Origin of the sequence: Idiomarina sp. X4, assembly GCF_002808045.1 — a bacterium.
Classification (GTDB): domain Bacteria; phylum Pseudomonadota; class Gammaproteobacteria; order Enterobacterales; family Alteromonadaceae; genus Idiomarina.
Map to the genome: position 1 here is coordinate 945,968 of NZ_CP025000.1, position 21,276 is coordinate 967,243.

Below are 21,276 nucleotides of genomic sequence, written 5' to 3' on the forward strand. Positions count from 1 at the left end.
TCCACAGCGCCCATGCTGAACGATCGCCAGAATCAGGCTGTACATTATACTCAGGGACCTCTATTGGTGCTGGCCGGTGCCGGTAGCGGTAAAACCCGGGTGATCACCGAGAAAATTGCCTACCTTATTCGTCAGCAAATTTACACGGCACGCCAAATTGGTGCGGTGACTTTCACCAATAAAGCCGCCAAAGAGATGAAAGAGCGTATTGCGCAAACCTTGCCAAAAGCGCAGTTGCGCGGTCTAACCGTGTGCACTTTTCATACTCTGGGACTGAATATTATCCGGCGCGAACTCAGCACACTGGGCTTCAAACCCGGTTTTTCGTTGTTTGATGATCAGGACACTTACGCTCTGCTAAACGCCCTTACTGAAGATGTATTTGAGGGCGACAAAGCCCTGATTCAAGCCTGTCAGCATCAAATAGGTCACTGGAAAAACGCCATGCTGTCACCGGAGCAGGCGTTGCAAAAAGCGAATAATGATCAGGAAAACGCTTTTGCGCAAGTGTACCAGCAGTACCAAAATAATCTCAGTGCCTGTAATGCGGTCGACTTTGACGACCTGATTCGTCTACCGACCTTATTGCTGGCAACTAACGAAAACGCCCGCGCGCGTTGGCAGAAAAAGTTTCAGTATTTATTGGTGGATGAATATCAAGACACCAACACCAGCCAGTATCAACTGGTCAAGTTGCTGGTGGGCGAGCGAGCCCGTTTTACCGTAGTGGGCGACGATGATCAGTCCATTTACTCCTGGCGCGGTGCGCAGCCGAAGAACCTCGCATTGTTAAAACAGGACTTTCCGCAACTGGAAGTGGTGAAACTGGAGCAGAATTACCGGTCCCACGGCCGTATTCTGAAAGCAGCCAACATACTCATTGAAAATAACCCACACGTCTTTGAGAAAAAGCTGTTTTCTGAGATGGAATACGGCGAACCGCTGAGTGTTATCTTTGGCCGGAATGAAGAACATGAAGCCGAACGTGTGGTGGCAGAAATAGTAAAGCACCGCTTTTTGCGCAAAACCCCTTACCACCATTTTGCCATTTTATACCGAGGAAACCATCAGTCGCGCTTGTTTGAGAAGGCCCTGATGAACAACCGCATTCCCTACAAAATCACCGGTGGCCAGTCGTTCTTTGCCCGCGCAGAAGTAAAAGATATTATGGCTTACCTGCGCTTACTGGTGAACCCGACAGACGACACCGCGTTCCTGCGTATTATTAACACGCCGCGCCGTGGCATTGGTCCGCAAACTGTGGAGCGCATTGGTCGTTTGTCGCAGGAATTAGGTTGCAGCTTATTTGAAGCCTGCCAGTCACCCTATTTAAAAACGCAGCTCAACACCGGTGTTTTTCAGCATGTGGACGTGTTCCGCAACATGATAGATACCCTGGCCCGTCAGGCTGATCATCAGGAAGATGCCAGCGATGCAGTGCGACAGTTACTCAGCGAAATTGGCTACGAGGACTGGTTGTTTGAACAAAGCCCCAGTGCAAAAGCGGCCGAAATGCGCATTAAGAATGTGTACGAACTGCATCGCTGGGTGTCCGATATGCTAAAAGGTGACGCTGAGCATGAGCCGATGTCACTCGACCAGGTGGTCAGCCGCTTGTCATTGCGCGATATGATGTCCCGTAATGAAGAGGATGAGCAATTCGAGCAAGTACAGTTAATGACCCTGCACGCCTCCAAGGGTCTGGAGTTTCCCCACGTGTTTTTGGTGGGGATGGAAGAGGGATTGCTACCGCACCAAAGCAGTATCGATGAAAACAACATTGAAGAAGAGCGTCGGCTAGCTTATGTGGGCATAACCCGGGCACAGCATAAGTTAGTCTTCACTATGGCGAAAGAGCGCCGACAGTTCGGTGAAAAGCTTGAGCCGCAGCCCAGCCGTTTTCTGCTGGAATTACCGCAGGACGATTTAGAATGGGAACACCGCAAGCAAAAGTCGGATGAAGAGCGGGAAGAGCAACGAAGTCAGGGGCTGGCCATGCTAAAAAATGCGTTGAAGAAATCTTAGGCACAGACAAAGTGACTGCCATCGTCCTTTTTCAGTTCCACTTCATAGTGGGTATCGATAAAACGGCCTTGTCCTACTGCAACCCCCTGAGCTTCAACGTCCTGCTTTTGACCTTCGGTTTCCAGGCCATCCGCATATACTTGAATATCCAGCTCGTTGCACAACGTCACAATATGCTTAAGCATGGCCTGCGCGCGCGAATTGCTGCCCAGACGGGCAATGTAATGATGGTCGAGCTTCAAAATACTGAACGGGAAGTTATACAGGAACTGAAGCGGTCCTGAACCACTACCAAAATTATCTATCGCTAACGTGAAGCCAAATTCAGATAAACGTCTCAGGCTGGCGAGCACTCGGCGACCGTCCTGCACTAATGAGGTTTCATCAAATTCTAAAACCACTTGCTCCGGTTTAACACCATTATCCAGTACGATATTAACCAGCTCGTTCAAATGACTTGTTTTAAGCAAATGGCGCACCGATAAATTCACATGCAACATCACGTTTTTGGGAAGACTTTTCTTTGTTACCCACTGACAGGCAGTTTTTAGCGCATAACGATCAAGTTTCACAATAAGCCCGGTGCGCTCCGCAAGCGGCAACAACTCACTACTGTCGAATGAATAACGCGGGTCTTGCCATTCTATGCGCGCCTCAATGCCTGTTATCTCTCCACTATCAAGCTGCACAATAGGCTGGTAAGTGACACCGAAATCTTTCTCAACTTTTGCGTGCCGCAACGCTGTTTCTTTACGAACGCTGTCTACCAATGATTCGTGCATGCTGTCGTCAAACAAGACGTAACGGCCACGTCCCATGCCCTTCGCCTGATACATGGCGGCATCGGCGTCACGCAGCAGACGTTCAGCTGAGTCGGTTTTTTCAAGACACTCAGCGATACCAATACTGGCGCCGGAATAATGCTCTTGGCCATTTAATTGGAAAGGCTCATTCATTTGTTGAATGATACGTTTGGCCACGTCCTTTGCGTCCTCAATAGAGGTAATAGTATCCAGCAAAATGACAAACTCATCGCCACCTAAGCGAGCAACCATATCGTTATCTCTGACACAGGCGCCAATGCGTTTACTGACCTCTAATAAAAACTCATCGCCGGCAGAGTGACCCAGGGTATCATTAATATTTTTAAAGCGGTCTAAGTCAACAAACAACACCGCAAAGTGATGTTCCGGGTGGCGGCGTTTATGAGCTACGGCTTGCTTTAATCGCTCATTAAATAAGATTCGGTTCGGCAATCCGGTCAAATTGTCATGATGCGCCGCGTGGAACAGGTTCGACTCTGTTTTCTTACGACGTTCAATTTCTGAAACCAGCTCCTCAGTGCGTTCCGCCACTTTCTTTTCAAGAAACTGGTTAACACGCTGTATCTCTTCTGCGGAACGTTTTCGATCAATCGCCACCGCAACGTGCTGAGATACGAAGTTAAGAAGCTCTAAGTCATCACTTTTGTAAAGAAACTCACCGTCATACGTTTGCACGGCGATAACGCCAAACACTTGCCCGTTCATCATCAGCGGACTACCCAGCCACTGCTTCGCGAGCTTCATACCGCCATAGCCAAGCTCAATTTCATTTTTTTTGAGTAACTGTTGCCGTTTACTCGAGTCAATAAAAGCAGGCTCGCGTTTTTTAATAACGTACTCAGTTAAACCTTTACCGATCCGTCTTTTCTCGGCTTTGTTACCGGTTTCGTCGACATGGTAAGGAAAATGAAGAAACTTTTTATCGTCAGACAGTAGCGCAACATAGAAGTTATCGGCGTGAATGAGCTTGCCAATTTGTCGGTGTAGTTGCCGGTAAAACGCGCCCATATCATCTGACGTATTCGTTAATTCAGAGATAGCGAATAATACTGATGTCTGCTGCTCTGCACGCTCTCGAATCGTAATTTCACTCATTAAGCTTTCGTTAACGTGTCGCAGCTCTGCCGTTTGATGCTCAATTTCACTTTGCATCAGGTCGCGCTGCTTCAAACGCTCCAACGCGTTGACAACGTGCTGAGAAACGAACATCAATAAGTCTTCGTCCGCACTGTCGTACCGAACATCTTCGTTATAGCTTTGGACCACCATTATCCCAATAGTCGCATTGCCATGCTTTAAAGGGACACCCAGCCAATCTTGTTGCTCAGCTCCTAGCCCTTCAATTTCGCCTTGTTCTATTAGACGCCGATAGACTTCTGGCGGGCAACGCAGTGGCTGTCCTTTTCGCAAAACGTAGCCAGTAAGGCCTTTACTTAACTGATCGATAGGAACTTGCTCAAAAATTGTGTCTTGGTCTATTTCATCGACAAAATAAACAAAGTCGACAATCTCTTGTTTCGCGTCATATAGGCAAATATAGAAGTTGCGAGCGTACATCAGCTCGCCAATAATTCCATGCAAGGAGCGGTAGAAATTATCCATTTCACGCGCGGAAGCCGCCAGCTCCGAAATACGGAACAGCGCCTTTTGGACCACTTCAGCGGAACGGTACTTTTGGGTCAGCCCCTTGAGTCTATCAACAACCTTTTTCAGGCGTTCATTTTCACTCTCTAGTTGCCGAACTTCCGTCTTGTTTACCTTTCCTTCTGTCATTTTTGCTTACCTGTAAGCACGACACTCCTTGCCAAGCACACTTAATCAACAGATGTTAATTTTTTTAACAGAGAGGTAGTATAGACAGTGGTCAGACGTTTGGAAAGATTTTGCGAAAAAATTTGAATATTCAGAGAAAAAATAATAGGAGATCACGTCAATTGACGTTAAAAAAGGTCGCAACAAGCGACCTTTTATGACATTTACAATAGAATTTTTGACTTAGATATCTTTCGTCATGTAGTCAATTGCGGCCTGAATTTCTTCTTCAGAGCAGTCACTGCAAGTGCCTTTGGGCGGCATCGCATTAAAACCTTCAACTGCATGCTTCAATACAGTATCCATACCCTGAGCCAGACGCTCTTCCCAGTCTGCCGCATTATTAATTTTCGGAGCACCCATAACGCCACTGGTATGGCATGCAGTACAGAACTTATCATAGACCTGCTGACCTGAACGTGGACCGCTGCTTTCTTCCGCCGCGCTGCTCTCACCAGCCACATAATGTTTACCGATAGGTTTAATACGCTCAGCAATCGCTTCGCGAGACATGTCGTCTTGTACTGACGCAGCGCTTACAGACAGCGCAAACAATAAAGACAAAGTACCTAAAACACTTTTTACAAAGAATGAATTCATAACTCTCACTGGTTTCTCCTAAAATGGCTGGTGTTCTTGCACGCCCAGTTAGTGGATGCGATTATAACCACAAATGCGCAAAGGATAAACACTTGGCTGAAATTGCCCGAAAAATTGCTCTTCTGGATCTGGATGCTTTCTTCGCATCGGCGGAAGAATTGCGTAACCCAGCGCTTAAACACCGCCCGTTTGCGGTCGGTGGCGGCGGCGAGCGGGGTGTGGTTGCCACAGCGAATTACCTGGCACGTCAATACGGCGTTCGCAGTGCCATGCCCGGCAGTCAGGCACGAAAACTGTGTCCTCAACTGACCTTCGTCAAACCCGATGGTGCGTATTACCGGGAATTGTCCAATCAAGTGCTCGATGTTCTTTATGAAGTAACACACCGGGTAGAGCCAGCCTCTATTGACGAATTCTATTTAGACCTTACTCACAACGAACTGTACCGGGGCAGTGCAACATTAACCATGAGTGCAGTAAGAGAGCGGATACAGTCATTAGGAATAACCGGATCAGCTGGCATTTCCAACCAGAAAATGGTTGCCAAAATTGCCAGCGAAGAGCGCAAACCCGATGGTCAGTTTGTGGTGCCTCCTGATAAGGTATTCGACTACATAGCCAAACTGAACCTGAAGCAAATACCCGGCGTCGGCCCTAAGAGTCAGCAAGTACTTACTAACTATGGGCTCATGACGGGAAGAGATATTCAGAATATAGAACTGCAACAACTTCAGGAAATACTGGGCGAAAAAGCTGGTTATGTATTGTTTGAGCGCTGCCATGGTCGCGACAAGCGGGAAGTCGTTACTGAGCGTATTCGAAAAAGTGTTGGCGTGGAGCAAACATTAACGTCAGACATGAAATTAGAGTCAACGGCACAAACTTACGTGCAGGAAAATTTACTGCCAAAACTTCGTGAACGCATGAAAGTAAAACACTGGCGTGAACAGCCCATACGAAGCCAAACACTTAAACTGAAATTCTCAGACTTTACTCAAACCACGGTTTCCAGAAGCACTCAGTTTGTGTCGCCCAGTTTGTTCTATGAGTTGCTGAGCGAAGCCTGGCAACGAGGCAAAGGGAAAGGGGTAAGGCTGTTAGGGATCAGTGCTGCATTACCTGATCCCAGTGAACAGCTGCAACTTGAGCTTGAGCTCGATTAGTCGCCTTTTACCGTAATGGTGATTTTCTTAGATACAACCGCTGGGTCGTGTGGTACGTGATTTTTGTCACCCAGGATAAGCTGCAAAGTGTGTTCGCCCGGCTCCAAAGTCACCATGGTTTCTGTTTGACCGCCACCAAAGTGAATCACGTCACCACCCATCGGTTTATTCATCGCCGGCAGTTCGTCTTTATCGATTAATAAGTGGTGATGCCCAGTATGTTTCACATCGACACCCGCTGGCGCAACCCCCATACCGTTCAAGCCAAATTTCACTTTGAAGGTTTTGCCAACCACTTCACCGTCTTGAGGTGAAATAATGTAAGCCTGTGCGTCGGCTGACGCTTCCGTTCTGTCCATTTGAGCGGCTTCAGCCGTTGCCAATACCGGCGTCCCTATCAGCGCAAGTGCGCCAATCATCCAAGCCTTATTCATAACCATAACTCCTTTATTTGATGTCTATCAATTCAGTTTAAACTGTGTCACCAATTCTTCCAAGCGCTCAAAGGCGCGGCTTAATTCTCCACACGCTCGCTGCGTATTGTTCAGGTTGGTGACGCTTTGCTCGTTCATACTACTGATATCCATAATGTCTTTGTCCAGAGTTTGGATCACTGACGTTTGTTGTTCTGTTGCTGATGCAACCGAGTGGTTCACCTCGTCAATTTGCGAAATAATAGCGTCGATTTCGCTCATATGCTCAGCCGACTCCTCCGCGCTCTGGACACAAGCGTCACTAATTTCACGGCTCTCTTCAATCACACTGACTGCTGACTTGGTGCCCTGTCGAACTTTCTCAATCATGTTTTCAACTTCGGCCGCCGAATCAGAGGTGCGCTGGGCTAAGTTACGAACTTCATCGGCGACAACAGCGAAGCCACGACCGGCTTCACCGGCTCGCGCAGCTTCAATCGCCGCGTTAAGCGCCAGCAGGTTTGTCTGCTCGGTAATGCCTTTTATCACTTCAATAATTTGGCCAATGTTTTGCGTGTCTTCGTCTAGCTTGCCTATTGCTTGTCCCGACGCGTCCATTCGTTCAGATAAGTGTTGAATTTGCTGACGGTTATGTTGCAAGGCCTGCTGTGCCGCTGTTGTTTTTTCACTACCCGCGCTCGCTTGTGCCGATGCTTTCGCAGCACTGTCTGCAATTTCAGTCGCACTAGCGCCAAGCTCATTAATTGCCGTTGCCACGGAGTTCGCCTTATTCGCCTGCTCATGACCAATATGCATTGAGTCGTCACTGGCTTTCGTCATACTACTGATATTTTGTTCGACTTGTTTTGCTGCGCTCGTCACTTCTTGTAGTGCATTCTGAATTCGCTCGATAAACTCATTCATACGCTGCGACACAACACCGAACTCATCGTCTGACTCTACCGGCAGCCGCTGCGTTAAATCGCCCTCACCTCGGGCAATATCCGTTACCGCCTCATTCAGACGGCGTAGCGGTTTGAGTAATAACCTCAGCAACCAGCTCATCGACACAACAACAGCGACAATGCCCAGTACTAAGTAAACAACCGCGGTCCAGCCAAACGTCGACACATCGGCATAAGCTTTTGTTCGATCAATGACGACCCCCAAATACCAGTCAACGCCTTGAATGCCTTTAATTTTATGAAAAGAGACCAAGCTATCCTGGCCATCCACTTGGTATTCTTTAAAGCTCGACGAGAACGACACAGAGCTGTCTATGTAGTCATTTAAAGAGGTCTCAATTCGTTTTTCATTCGGATGAACCAAAATATTTCGGCTATCACTGACCAAAAAGGCCTGTCCCATGCCCATGAAATCGATGTCGTTAATAATGGCGGAAATATCATCCAGCATCATGTCGCCACCAGCCACTCCCACCAAGCGACCATTCCGTTCCATAGGCACAACGGCGGTAATCGTCAGCTCATCTGTGGTTACGTCAATATAAGGCGTCGTGTAGGTTGGCTGCCCTTCATCAACCGCCAGCTGATACCAGGGACGGCTGCGGGCGTCATAGTCGTCAGGTAAGTCAATACTGGTATCGTCGAGTAAAAAGGTGCCGTCAATGAGTCCGTAATACACGTTTTTAAAATTACCTGCCGCTTTCGACTGCTGCACGCGTTCCAGCGCGCGCTCGGTTGAGTCAGACGGCTCATAGACGTTGGCAGTCGCCTGCACAATGCTCATACGGTCATTAAACCACTGTGAGATATTGTTCGACACCGAGTCCGACAATGCCTGCATTTGCTGCTGAAGATCACTCCTGGTTTGCGTCGACATTTGCAAAAAATTAGTCAACGTAAAAATACCCAAGACCAACACCAGTATCGCCGATGCAGCGACAATGACTTTTTGAGTGAACTTCAGTTTCTTCAGCATGATTTTTAATCGCTTTTTATTATAAGTTTTGCTTAGCCAACCTGAATATCGGTTTCAGGGAAACGTATGTGTCGCTTACGTGGCGTGGCTAAAAAGTACGCTAGAGTTAATGGCCCGACACGACCGGCAAACATTAAAAACACCAGTATCACCTGGCTTGCTGCCGTTATCTCAGCAGTAATACCTCTTGAGAGCCCGACCGTCGCAGACGCCGATAAAACTTCAAAGGTTATATCTATAAACGGCAGCGGATTCAAAATCATTAGGAGAAATATCCCCAGAAACATCAAAGTCAGAGTGACTAATGTCACCGCCAAAGCCTTCATAACAATTTCTTGTGGTACCGTTCTGTTCAGTAAAGTGACGTATTCGCGACGTCTTAGAAAAGCATACGTAGCCACTAACAGCACAATAAAAGTGCCGAGTTTAATACCACCGGCAGTACTCATCGAGCCGCCACCAATGAGCATCAGCAACAAGGTGAAAACCGCCGTCGCTTCGGTCATCGCACCGGTATCAACGGTATTAAAACCCGCTGAACGAGGCGTTGTTGCCTGGAACCAGGCCGCCATTGCCTGATCCCCAATACTCAAATTGGCAAAGGTGGCCGGGTTATTCATTTCTAACAACCAAATAATAGCCACAGAGAGCACATTAATAATTACCGTCGCGATTAAAATGGCACGGGTATACACCGAAAAGTCATGCCATCGCCGCTTCTCTGCAATATTAGTAATAACTGAAAAGCCCAGACCACCAATGACAAATAAAATGCTGACAATAAGGTTCACTGGAATACTGCTGGCGTAATCGACTAAACCATTGGGCGAGAGCACGAAGCCGGCACTGTTAAAGGCAGAGATGGCGTAAAATATCGCTTCCGATAAGGCGTCCATAAAGCCTTTGTCGCTCCACCACGTTAGCGTTAAACCCACCACGGCAACGGCCTCAACTGTCAATGCCAAAGACACCACTGCTTTAGCCGTACGGCCAATATTGGCAAGACTGGTCTGGTGCATGGCTTCTTTAGCCATCAGCTGATGCTGAAGGCCGACATGTCCCCCAATCGACATAGCGGCCAATACCGCAAAAGTCATGAAGCCCAAACCACCTGCCTGTATCAGCACCGCTAGTACGGTAAGCCCAAACACGCTGTAGGTAGCACCAGTATCAACCACGACCAACCCAGTTACAGTGACTGCCGAGGTCGCGGTAAACAAGCTTTCTAACCAAGTTATCGGCTGTTCGGTGGCGCCGGGAATTTTCAGTAATAACGTGCCCAGCAAGATCAAACAGGCAAAGCCTCCTGATAGAATGACCGGAGGGCTTGCCTTAAACGCCTTACGCTTACGTCTCCCTGGTCTACGATACAGCCAAGCTAAAGAAGGTAGCCACTGTTTCATGAACGTTCTTTCAGTTTTGGTGCTATAGATTTAAGCGCTTTTAAACTGCCAGCCATGACTAACGTTTCGTTACCTTCTAACTCCATTCCCATTGGTGGGTTAGTTGTTACTTCGTCACGCTTTTTCAGCAGAAGAATATGAAAGAATTCAGAGTCCTCGGATGAAATGTCGCTCAAGGTTTTCCCTTTTAAATACTCACCAATATGAATTTCCACACAAAACCAGTTATGCCCAAGCGACATGTATTCATTCACCATGGGGTAATTCAGTGACTGCGCTACACGAATGCCCATTTCCTCTTCCGGATGAATAATGCGGCTCACCCCCAGTTTGGAGAGAATCTGATGGTGTGACTTAGACGTGGCTTTGGCCCAAATTTCTTTTACACCAATGCTTTTCAGGTGCAAAACACACAGCAAACTGGCTTGAAGATCCTCGCCAATGGCCACTAAGACGACTTCACAATTGGCGAGGTCGAGCTCTTGCAGCGCTTTTTCATCGGTCACATCGGCTATGGCTGAATGCGTCAGCACTTCTGCCATGGCTTCAACGGCTTTTTCGTCTGAATCGACACCAATCACGTGATGTCCAAGGTCTAAAAGCTCCATTGAGGTTCGGGCGCCGAAACGCCCCAAACCGATAACACCAAATTCAGCCATGTTTTACTCCTCCTAAGCTATTGTCACGCTCTTATTGCGCTTTCGCTGGTGCCAGGAACAGCGCATTCATTAGCAAGGTGTTCAAGCCATCCATGTAAGCCCGGTAGGTTGGCTCTTGAGTAAAGCTAATCACCATACCTTTTCCGCTGGGTTGCCATATTAGCAACGGCTTATAAGGCAGCTGCTTAGCAATATCATCCCATAAGAAACCGCTTGCCAGCATCGTATCTGCGTCGGCAAACCACGCAATGTTGCGACCATGGTTAATGTCGATAGGGGTCAGCACGTCGTTGCCATTATAAATGCTGACGACCTGCGGTTTTACACCCGCACTTAACCAATGGTCAGTATCGACTTGCGCATTTAACAACGCACCCGGCACCCAGTCTGGATCAGCGCCATGCGGTTTTATTTCCGTTAAAAATTGTTCCCGGCTTTCAATCACTTTGCCGTCAATTTTCAGCTCTTCCACTGGCTTTTCCACACCGTCTTCCGGTACTTTGCGCTCGAGCTTCGTACTAAGAAGACCCGCATCGACAGCCCAAGCTGACGCACCACCTAAGGTCAATAAGACCCCTCCATCTGAAACCCACTGCTTTATTTTCTCGATGGTTCCGTCAGTGAATACGCTGTCATACCCGCCTTCCGGCAAAATCAGTACATCTAAGCCGTCCAAGTCATCCTGAATCAGCTGCATGGTGCGAATAGCGGTCACTGGGTAGCCCATTTGACGTTCAATCACGAAGCGAGTGTGGCCAGCGTTATAGGCACTGACTGGCTCATCCCAGGCAATGGCAATGTTCGGGGCTTCTAACTGACTGACATTGTGCGAACCAAAGTTCGGACCTTCAGTTATCCAGCTGGTATCGACACCTTCCACTGTCGCGCCGGACTCTTCCGCCAATTTTTGCAGAGTTTGTGACAGCTCACTACCGTTATCCGCAACCGTCAGAATAAGAGAACCACTTGGAAACTCGCCCGCTGTTTCATGAATAAAGGCTAACTCGCTTTGGCGTACACTTAAGCCTTCACGTAAGGCAGAAGTTAAAAAGCGCCCCGCGTTCATGTCGCCCCAGCGCACTAAATAAGCTACTTCTGCATCAGGATTAATTACTTTACCCGGGGCAATACGACCTTCTTCAACCATTGCGGTTCGCACGTCAGGCAGGTCGTCGCAACTGTGGCTGTCCACATTAAACATCAGTGGCAACGACCAGCCGGTTACGTCATATATTTGGTCTGGCAGGTTATTCTTGCGACGCTTTTCCTGCTCTTTCAGGAAATCATCTGCCATGTCGACCTGTTCGTCCATTAATGTGCGAATGAGGCGGTGCGAGGGTTGCGCCATATCAACGATATAAGCGCCCGATTGGTAGTCAACGTCGCACACTTCAAAAGCCTGCTCTGCCTGCTGCACTTCGATACCTTGCTCAACCAGTAGCGACGCCAGCTTGCGTGCGCCAGCAGGGTCATCTGTTGCCGGTAAAATCAACGAACGAACGTCGCCGTCTTCACCCGCTTCAACGGCGGACTGACGATAATCCCAGAATTTCTGTAATAACGCTTCACGACGTTCCGACACCGTTTGAATGGTCGAAATAGACGCAATAAAGTGCTGTTGAACGCCGTCTGCATAGGTCAGTACGTCACCGTCTTTGCGGTTAAACAAATGACCGCGGGCGGACGCCATTTCGTACGTCATTGCCACCGAGCCGTAATAAAGCGGCCAACTGGCACCGTAGCCCGGATAAAACGCATCGAAAATTTCGCGAGTGAAATAGTCGAACCCTTTTTTGTCGAACCACTGGCCGTTATTTTTGCCTATCCAGTTCAAGCTTTCGCGCTGAGACTCTGTAATTAACGGGTTATAAGGACGCGCTTCCGGCGTAAAGTAGTAAGTTGAGTCGCCGCCCATTTCATGCAGGTCAACAAACACCAGCGGGTAATACTTCAGCAAAGCCTCAATTTGGCCGCTAATTTCTGGTTGCGTGAGTGCAATCCAGTCACGGTTCATATCGAATAAATAATGGTTTGTGCGCCCGTTTGGCCAGGGCTCATTATGTTCAGCACTACGGCGATCACCCGAATGTTCCAGGCCAACACTCATATAGTAGCGGTCAACAAAACGTGCTCGCCCGTCTGGGTTTTGCAGTGGGTCAATAAAGACCATGGTGTTGTCTAACCAGCGCTGTGTTTGTTCGCGCTGATCATGCAACAAGTGATACGCCGTCATCATCGAGGCTTCCGGCGAGGAAATTTCGTTGCCGTGAACCCCGTAAGACAACCAGATACTACCTGGTAGCTCGTTAATCAGTTTTTCTGCTTGACTGCGACTGGTCTTACGCGGATCCGCCAGTGATTGCATGCCTTGCATAAAGTTGTCAAAGTCGGCAATGTTCTCTTCGCTGGAGATAACCGCATAATACAATTTACGACCTTCCCAACTCTCGCCGTACTCCAACAGCTTCACCTGCTTAGGATAAGCCGCTTTCAGCGCCTCAAAATAGCGACTCATGTCTGCCGGGCTGGTTATCTTGGTACCTATTGGATAACCAAGCACCTGCTCGACCGTTACTTCCGAATCGGCATAGTTGGCTTCAGGTAGCAGTGAGCTTTCTCCAGCCAGTTGCTGGGCATGTGAGGGAAAAACAAACCAAGAAGCGGCGACAAGCGCCGCAATTTTGAGACTGCGCATGGTCATTCCTGTTGCTTTTGCGCGCCGCCGAAACAGCGCTAGGTTTCTTATTATGTCCCCCTAATGTAAAAGCTTGAGCACGGGAAGTGAAGCGCAATTTAGAAATGTATGACCTAATCCACAGTTACTGACACGACCCACAACAAAAGTCTTTACCGTGCTCTGGCGTTGCTGCCTGCTTTTCAACGAAAAGTACGTTGTTTTCCAGATGAATGTGCTCGCGCAAATCGTCCTGTAGCTCTTTTAAGCCCTTGTACAGAGCTGTCCAGGTGCCGCAGGCGCCTTCTGGCAGGGTCAAATTGTTGGTTAGCTCATCAATTTTCGCCAATTCTGTTTCGTGCTGCACGTGCTCTTCTTCCATTACTGAAATAGGGCCACTTGGGTACACACCACGCGACAACATTGGGAAAAGAATTTGCTCTTCTTTCATCATATGGCTCTCCAATTCCTGTAACATAGCGTCCAGGTGCTCGGCTAAGCCGTGTGGTGCGAGTTCATGGTCACCATGTACGTCTTCTACTTTCATTGCCAGCTGCTTAAGCTCTGGTAATTGCTCGCGATGGCGTTGATGAAAACGTAAATAGACGTGCTCGACCAATTCCTGAGCCGTAGCTTGCTGCCATTTTGCTTCGCTGTCCGTCAAACGTTGTTGTAAATCACTCATGCTAAACTCCTTAACTAAATCCGTAACTCCAGGAACCATTCCCGGAAAAAACATGAATTACTGATTAGAATTGCAACAAGTGCGCCAACTTCTACCCCATTGTGATTATTGACTCTCAGAGCACCAACGGTACTATCAACCCTAGCCATTAGGGTAGTTTTTACCGAGACAGTGAATTTAACCATGCTACAAGAAAGTGTTTTAGCCGACTTACTAACAGAGCAGCCAGCGGCTGTACGACTACAAAACCTGGTCAGTACGTTGCGACGCCATTTTAACTGTGGTGCAGTTGCATTGCTGAAGCTGGATAACGAAGTGCTGCAACCCATTGCCGTGCAAGGGCTTGTCCGCGAAGCTTTGGGCCGTCGCTTTGTGTTAGCGCAGCATCCGCGTTTAGCGACACTGCTGTCGTCACGTTCAGCCGTACGCTTCGAACACGACTCTGCCCTACCTGACCCTTACGACGGTTTACTGGCCGACCAACCGGGCGACGCATTACCCGTACATGACTGCATGGGCATTAGTTTGTATTTGGAGAGCAAATGCTGGGGCGTACTGACACTCGACGCATTAGAGCCCGGAACATTCACTGACGACTCCATTATTGAATTACAAAAATTCAGCTTATTTGTAGAAACCGCCATTCGCATTGGCCAGTTAGAGCAGAACGTTCGCGCACTGCGACAAGGGCAAAAACACTCGGTTGAACACAGCAGTACAACCGACGCCAATGAGTCAGAAATTATTGGTGAAAGCAAAGCCATTCATGCGGTATTAAAGGAGCTTCGGGTTGTCGCCGGTGCCGATTTGCCCGTATTGCTATTGGGCGAAACCGGGGTCGGTAAAGAGCTTTTCGCGCGGGAATTGCACCGCTTGTCACAACGCAGCGACAAGCCGCTGATATACGTAAACTGCGCCGCACTTCCTGAGTCGTTGGCGGAAAGTGAATTGTTCGGCCACGTAAAAGGGGCGTTTTCCGGCGCAACCAGTGACCGCTCCGGCCGCTTCGATGCAGCCAATGGCGGTACCCTGTTTTTAGATGAGGTGGGTGAATTACCGCTATCTATACAGGCGAAACTGCTGCGTGTGCTGCAAAACGGTGAAATTCAACGCCTCGGCTCCGACAAATACCGCAAAGTCGATGTACGTATTATTGCTGCGACCAACCGGAACCTGAAGCAGCAAGTCAGTAACGAAACCTTCCGCGCCGACTTGTACCATCGTTTGTCCGTTTACCCTCTGCCAATACCACCTTTGCGTGAACGTGACGACGATGTCTCGATTCTGGCCGGACACTTTTTAGAACTGAACCGAGCGCGTTTAGGCTTACGCGCCATTCGTTTGTCGCCGGAAGCTGAGCTGGCTATTCAACAATACCAGTGGCCGGGTAACGTTCGAGAACTTGAGCATGTCATTAGTCGGGCCGCCATTAAGCTTCTGAGCCATGGCATCGACAAAAACGACATAGCCAGTATTGAGCCCGAAATGCTCGACTTAGATGTACAATTGCCGTCTATGGCTGACTCGGGGACTCAAAGCAATGATGCGAACTTGCCAACGCAAAATTTGTCGATGAAAGAAGCCGTAAACTATACGCAACGCAAAATGATAGAAGCCGCACTTGCGCGTAACGATGACAGCTGGAGTAAAGCCGCCAAAGAGCTGAAGCTGGATTCCAGTAACTTACATAAAATGGCTGCCCGGTTAGGAATGAAGTAATGACCCGAGAGCTTTTAATGAAAATACTGTGGCGATCGCTGGCCGCTTTCTTTGTTTTGCTGGGGCTTATTGGCATTGCGCTACCAGTTATGCCCACCGTACCGTTTCTTATTGCGGCGTTATGGGCCGCGAGTAAAGGCTGGCCAAGGCTGGAAACCTGGCTGGTCAATCATCCAAAGTACGGACCTGATATTCGGGCCTGGCGCGACAACCGAGTGGTAAAGCGCCGTTCTAAAGTCATTGCACTGGTGATGATGGCCGGTGGTTACGTCATTTTATGGCTGTTCGTACCACAAGTGCCCGTTTGGCTGAAAGTAACCGTCGGCGTGGTATTGGTCACCGTGGGTACCTGGTTAGCCAGCCGTCCTGAGTCTGTGCCTTTACCGCCAGAGGAGTCATTATGAATAAGACCCTGTCCACTGAGCAGATGATGCGCTACAACCGTCATATTGCGCTGCCGGCAATGGATATAGATGGTCAGGAAAGTTTACTAAACAGCCATATTCTGATTATTGGCATGGGCGGCCTTGGCTGTGCTGTGGCACCCTATTTGACGGCCGCCGGTATTGGCGAACTGACATTGGTAGATGATGATACTATTGACCGCCACAACCTTCAGCGACAAGTGTTATTTTCAGAGCGCAGTGTCGGTGAACCAAAAGTCGAAGCAGCTAAGCGTCGGCTAGCCGAGCTTAACAACGAAACCGTCATTCATACGGTAAACGCCAAAGTAGATGAGTCTGCGTTGAGTCCGTTGGTAAAAGGCGCGACCCTAGTGGTCGATTGCTGCGACAACCTAGCAACACGCAACGCTGTGAATAAAACCTGTCTGCAACACAAAACGCCTTTAGTATCCGGCTCAGCCATTCGCTTTGAAGGGCAAGTGGCAAGCTTCACTATGCAGAATGACAGCGCGTGTTATGGGTGCTTAAGTCAGTTTTTTGGCGAGCAGCAACTTAGCTGCACCGAAGCCGGGGTGTTGTCGCCGTTGGTAGGTGTCATTGGCACAATGCAAGCCGTAGAAGCCATAAAAATAGCGGCCAACATCGGTCAGCCGCTTTATTCTTCATTATTACTGTTTGACGCATTGCACAGCGACTGGCAGCGGATGAATTTACAAAAGCACCCTAACTGCCCCCACTGCTCTAAAGCTTAGCCCGGGTTACCGTCTGCTCGCGGCGTAGTCAGTACTTTGAAGTAAACGACCACGTAAATGCCGTACGCAATAGCCCAGGCTAACGTGCTCAGCATTAACCACTGACTGGTCAACTCTGGTATAAACCAGATAAGAAAAACACGCGTTACTGCCGCAATAGCCACCAATAGGAATGCACCCCACATTATCGGTTTAGGCTGAAGCGGACGCCCACTATGGCCTAACGATACGCGAGCTATCATGCTTAGAATCATGTTACCCATAGCGCCAGCGGTCAGTGCGTGCATGGCCAGGCTTTGCGTAATTTCAATACCCGCATAGCGCAGCGCAAACAGCGCTAAACCGATTGGAATGAACCAGTACGCAATGTGCAGCGACCACAACAGCGGCACTCGCCAGGTTATCCAAATTTTCCAGCGCGCAACGCGGACAGCTGTTGTGATGGCACAAAAGGCGAACAACACAACCATTACCTGACTCGGCAACAGCGTATGTAGGTTGAAAAAGTGCACCGCAAATATCAGCCATAAGCTGCCCAGCGCCATTTTATCCAGCCAGGGCAATGCCTGAGCTTTCTTTGTCATGGTGCCGTTGGCTGTAAACATTGGCAAAACACGCCCGCCGATAATGGCCATTAGAAGTGTCACCAAAAAAACAGCGTTGTAAGCGCCGAGCACCTGAATATTGTAGTGCCCAAAATGCAAGCCATAGTGCATCAGCAAGTTGCACACTGTTAGTAACAAAAGAATAGGCACAAAAAACAGGTTTCTGGTTTGGTTAACTTTCAGCACCATTTTGCCAAATAAAAATGCAGCAACAGGTAGAACACTGACGTCCACGGCCGCCACAAGCCACCATGGCAGGTTTTCACCAAACAACAATAATAGCCGTGCCGCACTCCATAGCACCGTCAGTACCAGTAACGTATTACCATGCGGTGCACGAAGCCCCGTCCAGTTCTGCACTGCGGTAAGTAAAAAGCCAAGCACGATGGCCACTACAAAACCGAAAATCATCTCATGGCTGTGCCAGAACATAATATTCCCATACACCGGCAAGCTCACTTTCCCCGCCAGCGCAAGTCCCCAAAGCAGAATTGCCAAAGCACTGAATAACGCACCCAATAAGAACAGAGGACGAAATGCTTGTCTGAGTATCGGTGTTATTTGATCTTCTTTTTCTCGGTTTGTGATCTGCATCATAGCCACCCGTACATTTTAAAGATACATTTATAATATATGTTTTAAACTTAAAAAAATAGCGTTTCCCCGCCGAAAATAAGTTAGTACCCCTTAGTTGATTTAGCCGTTTGCTGTATTTAGAAAACTACCCTAAAAGGGGTAATTAACGGCTGATAAACAGCCTTTGTGCCTTGATTTCTTTATGCCCACTTTGGGGTATCTTTAACTGACGCATGTTGTTTGTAGATAATTGATACTAAAGCATTTTATCGAACTTCACAGTAAAGTTTAGGTATCTGACTTAAACGGATCTAACTGGAGGTCTTCGATGAACCAACCCCTGTCAGCAACAGGTGGTCAACGCAACTATGCGCTGGTGTTATCCACACTCGCGTTTACTCTTTGTTTTGCGGTTTGGACCATCTTTTCAATTATCGGTATTCAGATTAAGGAAGACTTTAATCTAACCGATACTCAACTCGGTTTGCTCATGGCAACCCCGGTACTGACCGGCTCTATCAGCCGTATGTTCCTGGGTATATGGACTGACCGTTTAGGCGGTAAGAAAGTCTTTGCCATTTTAATGCTGTTAACCTCAGCATGTGTTTATTTGCTGACCTTTGCGAACAGCTACATTATGTTGCTGATTGCCGCGCTTGGTGTCGGTTTAGCCGGTGGCTCGTTTATCGTAGGTGTCACATACACTGCCGCTTGGTTTAACGACGCCAAAGAGAAGCAAGGTACCGCACTGGGCATTTTCGGCGCCGGTAACGTAGGCTCTGCCGTCACTAACTTTGGCGCACCGTTTTTATTGATTGCACTAGGCTGGCAAGGCACCGCACAAATCTACGCAACCGTACTGGCTATTGCTGGTGTTGCTTTCTTTGTACTCGCCAAAGAAGATCCTCTAAAAAATGATCGCGCAGCTAAGCAACAACAAGGCTTCTGGGAACAGTTATCGCCGTTAAGTGACCTCCGTGTTTGGCGCTTCTCGCTTTACTACTTCTTCGTATTCGGTGCCTTCGTCGCATTGGCTCTTTGGCTACCGCACTATCTTATCGGGGTGTATGAGTTGGACGTAAAAACTGCCGGTATGATTGCCGCGCTTTATACGATTCCAGCCTCTTTGTTCCGTATTTTGGGCGGTTGGATGTCTGACAAGTACGGGGCACGTCGTGTCATGTACTGGACCTTTATTGCCTCTATTATCTGTACTTTTCTGCTGAGCTACCCCAGCACTGAGTACGCAGTTAAAGGTATCGACCAGACTTACAATTTCCAGTTTGAAGTCACTTTAGTCGGTTTTGTGTTCTTAACTTTCGTACTTGGTTTCTTTATGTCACTGGGTAAAGCGGCGGTCTTTAAACACATTCCGGTCTACTATCCGAAAAGTGTCGGCGCTGTTGGTGGTGTGGTTGGTATGATTGGTGGCCTTGGCGGCTTCCTACTGCCATTGACATTCGGTATGCTCAACGACGTTATTGGCGTATGGCAAAGCAGCTTTATGTTGCTGTTCGTTATTGCGACCGTCTCGCTGCTATGGATGAATGCTGCCATTGTTAAGGCGGAACGCGTCGAGTACAAAGAAGACCGTGAAGAAGGCGATCTGCCAGAGCTTTCCACGCCAAATTCGATGGTGCTGGACGACTGGCGTCCGGAAGATGAAAGCTTCTGGAAAGAAAAGGGTAAACGCATTGCCACCCGTAACCTGTGGATCTCTATACCGAATCTATTCTTAGCATTTGCGGTATGGACCATTTGGAGTATTTTGGTGGTTAAAATGCCGGCCTTGGGCTTCCCATACAGTCAAAACGAACTGTTCTGGTTAGCCGCCCTGCCCGCACTTTCCGGTGCGACTCTGCGGATATTCTATAGCTTCATGGTGCCGATATTCGGCGGGCGACGCTGGACAGCGATATCCACAGCGTCCTTACTACTGCCCTGTATCTGGATTGGCTTCGCCGTTCAAGACACCGATACCCCGTACATGATTATGCTGATTTTGGCATTGTTGTGTGGCTTTGGTGGCGGTAACTTCTCGTCCAGTATGTCGAACATCAGCTTTTTCTATCCACAAAAAGAAAAAGGCGGTGCATTAGGCATGAACGCCGGCTTGGGTAACCTGGGTGTATCCGGTATGCAGTTACTGGCGCCATTAGTTATTGCTGCGAGCGTATTCGGTGGTATTGAAGGCGACCCGCTGGTCATTCAGGAGGGCGCCAATGCTGGCCAGGAAATCTGGCTGCAAAACGCAGCTTTCTTATGGGTGCCTTTGATCATTATCGGTTCTGTTGCGGCCTGGTTCGGCATGAACGACATTTCGTCTGCGAAAGCCTCGTTCAGCGATCAAGCGGTTATCTTCAAACGCTTCCACAACTGGATTATGTGTATCTTGTACCTGGGGACTTTCGGTAGCTTTATCGGCTTTGCCGCTGGCTTCCCACTGCTATCCGGTATGCTGTTCCCGCAAGTTGACCCAACCGCTTATGCCTTCTTAGGGCCATTGGTTGGTGCATTAGCCCGACCAGTCGGAGGCATTATTGCCGACAAGCTGGGCGGTGCTCGCGTTACTTTCTGGAACTTCCTACTGATGATTATCGGTGTCGTCGGGGTGATGTACTTCCTGCCAATTGCCGGTACGGAAGGTAATTTCTGGGGCTTCTTCGCCGCCTTTATGGTGTTATTCATTGCCACAGGTATTGGTAACGGCTCAACTTTCCGAATGGTACCGGTTATCTTCCTGAACCAGCGCAAACGTGAGTTAGGTGATACTGACGAGGCCATTAAACAGGGTAATAAAGAGTCCGCAGCCGTTATTGGGTTCATATCTGCATTTGCGGCCTACGGCGGCTTCTTTATTCCGAAGTCCTACGGTACGTCTATTAGCTTAACCGGTGGGGTTTCTGCCGCTTTAGTGAGCTTTATCATCTTTTACGCGGTCTGTGGTGTGATAACGTGGTGGTTCTACTCTCGTAAGAATGCACCTGACCCTTGCTAATTTAAGCAAGGCTCAGGCGGAGA

Annotated in this window: 15 protein-coding genes; 6 read left to right on the forward strand and 9 right to left on the reverse strand. The window is 48.6% G+C overall.

Translation table 11 applies throughout. The features are described 5' to 3' along the window. Nucleotides 1-12 precede the first annotated feature (12 nt). Nucleotides 13-2,025, forward strand: a complete 2,013-nt coding sequence (gene rep, locus CWC33_RS04590; RefSeq protein ID WP_100690965.1) for a DNA helicase Rep — start codon at nucleotides 13-15, stop codon at nucleotides 2,023-2,025. Here the strand turns inward: rep and CWC33_RS04595 are convergent. Then, nucleotides 2,022-4,622 carry a sensor domain-containing phosphodiesterase gene (locus tag CWC33_RS04595; protein ID WP_100690966.1) on the reverse strand — a complete coding sequence of 867 codons (2,601 nt, stop codon included), beginning with the start codon at nucleotides 4,620-4,622 and terminating at the stop codon, nucleotides 2,022-2,024. The genes rep and CWC33_RS04595 overlap by 4 nt on opposite strands. Nucleotides 4,623-4,844: 222 nt before the next feature. Beyond that, a complete protein-coding gene (locus CWC33_RS04600) occupies nucleotides 4,845-5,270 on the reverse strand; it encodes a c-type cytochrome (protein WP_058576586.1) in 426 nt (141 codons plus the stop codon). Between the two features lie 83 nt (nucleotides 5,271-5,353). Between CWC33_RS04600 and dinB the strand changes: the two genes are divergently transcribed. Then, on the forward strand, nucleotides 5,354-6,424 hold the full coding sequence (dinB, locus tag CWC33_RS04605) for a DNA polymerase IV (protein ID WP_100690967.1): 1,071 nt from the start codon (nucleotides 5,354-5,356) through the stop codon (nucleotides 6,422-6,424). Here the strand turns inward: dinB and CWC33_RS04610 are convergent. The 6 genes from CWC33_RS04610 to CWC33_RS04635 all read right to left on the reverse strand — a co-directional run bounded on the left by CWC33_RS04610 (nucleotide 6,421) and on the right by CWC33_RS04635 (nucleotide 14,199). After that, nucleotides 6,421-6,858: a DUF4399 domain-containing protein gene (locus tag CWC33_RS04610; RefSeq protein ID WP_100690968.1), complete on the reverse strand. Its 438-nt coding sequence runs from the start codon at nucleotides 6,856-6,858 to the stop codon at nucleotides 6,421-6,423. The genes dinB and CWC33_RS04610 overlap by 4 nt on opposite strands. 27 nt (nucleotides 6,859-6,885) lie before the next feature. After that, a complete protein-coding gene (locus CWC33_RS04615; protein ID WP_100690969.1) occupies nucleotides 6,886-8,778 on the reverse strand; it encodes a methyl-accepting chemotaxis protein in 1,893 nt (630 codons plus the stop codon). 32 nt (nucleotides 8,779-8,810) lie between these two features. Beyond that, nucleotides 8,811-10,181: a TrkH family potassium uptake protein gene (locus tag CWC33_RS04620; protein ID WP_100690970.1), complete on the reverse strand. Its 1,371-nt coding sequence runs from the start codon at nucleotides 10,179-10,181 to the stop codon at nucleotides 8,811-8,813. Beyond that, the gene (locus tag CWC33_RS04625) at nucleotides 10,178-10,840 is read right to left on the reverse strand and encodes a potassium channel family protein (RefSeq protein ID WP_100690971.1); all 663 of its coding nucleotides are present in this window, start codon (nucleotides 10,838-10,840) and stop codon (nucleotides 10,178-10,180) included. Before CWC33_RS04625 ends, CWC33_RS04620 begins: the two co-directional genes overlap by 4 nt. Nucleotides 10,841-10,871: 31 nt before the next feature. Then, on the reverse strand, nucleotides 10,872-13,535 hold the full coding sequence (locus tag CWC33_RS04630; protein ID WP_100690972.1) for a M14 family zinc carboxypeptidase: 2,664 nt from the start codon (nucleotides 13,533-13,535) through the stop codon (nucleotides 10,872-10,874). 124 nt (nucleotides 13,536-13,659) lie between these two features. After that, complete coding sequence (locus CWC33_RS04635) at nucleotides 13,660-14,199, reverse strand: hemerythrin domain-containing protein (RefSeq protein WP_100690973.1); 540 nt, start codon at nucleotides 14,197-14,199, stop codon at nucleotides 13,660-13,662. Between the two features lie 183 nt (nucleotides 14,200-14,382). Here CWC33_RS04635 and norR point away from each other — a divergent pair, with 183 nt between their 5' ends. Genes norR through moeB form a run of 3 tightly spaced genes read left to right on the forward strand, consistent with a single transcriptional unit; the run spans nucleotide 14,383 to nucleotide 17,074 of the window. After that, entirely contained in the window at nucleotides 14,383-15,918 is a 1,536-nt protein-coding gene (gene norR / locus CWC33_RS04640) for a nitric oxide reductase transcriptional regulator NorR (protein ID WP_100690974.1), read from the forward strand. Beyond that, nucleotides 15,918-16,322 carry a YbaN family protein gene (locus CWC33_RS04645; protein ID WP_100690975.1) on the forward strand — a complete coding sequence of 135 codons (405 nt, stop codon included), beginning with the start codon at nucleotides 15,918-15,920 and terminating at the stop codon, nucleotides 16,320-16,322. Before norR ends, CWC33_RS04645 begins: the two co-directional genes overlap by 1 nt. Next, on the forward strand, nucleotides 16,319-17,074 hold the full coding sequence (moeB, locus tag CWC33_RS04650; protein WP_100690976.1) for a molybdopterin-synthase adenylyltransferase MoeB: 756 nt from the start codon (nucleotides 16,319-16,321) through the stop codon (nucleotides 17,072-17,074). The genes CWC33_RS04645 and moeB overlap by 4 nt, the downstream gene beginning before the upstream one ends. Here the strand turns inward: moeB and CWC33_RS04655 are convergent. After that, nucleotides 17,071-18,273, reverse strand: coding sequence for an NnrS family protein (locus CWC33_RS04655; protein ID WP_100690977.1), 1,203 nt, complete (start codon nucleotides 18,271-18,273; stop codon nucleotides 17,071-17,073). The genes moeB and CWC33_RS04655 overlap by 4 nt on opposite strands. Nucleotides 18,274-18,583: 310 nt before the next feature. Here CWC33_RS04655 and CWC33_RS04660 point away from each other — a divergent pair, with 310 nt between their 5' ends. After that, the gene (locus tag CWC33_RS04660; RefSeq protein WP_100690978.1) at nucleotides 18,584-21,253 is read left to right on the forward strand and encodes a nitrate/nitrite transporter; all 2,670 of its coding nucleotides are present in this window, start codon (nucleotides 18,584-18,586) and stop codon (nucleotides 21,251-21,253) included. The last annotated feature ends 23 nt before the right edge of the window (nucleotides 21,254-21,276 follow it).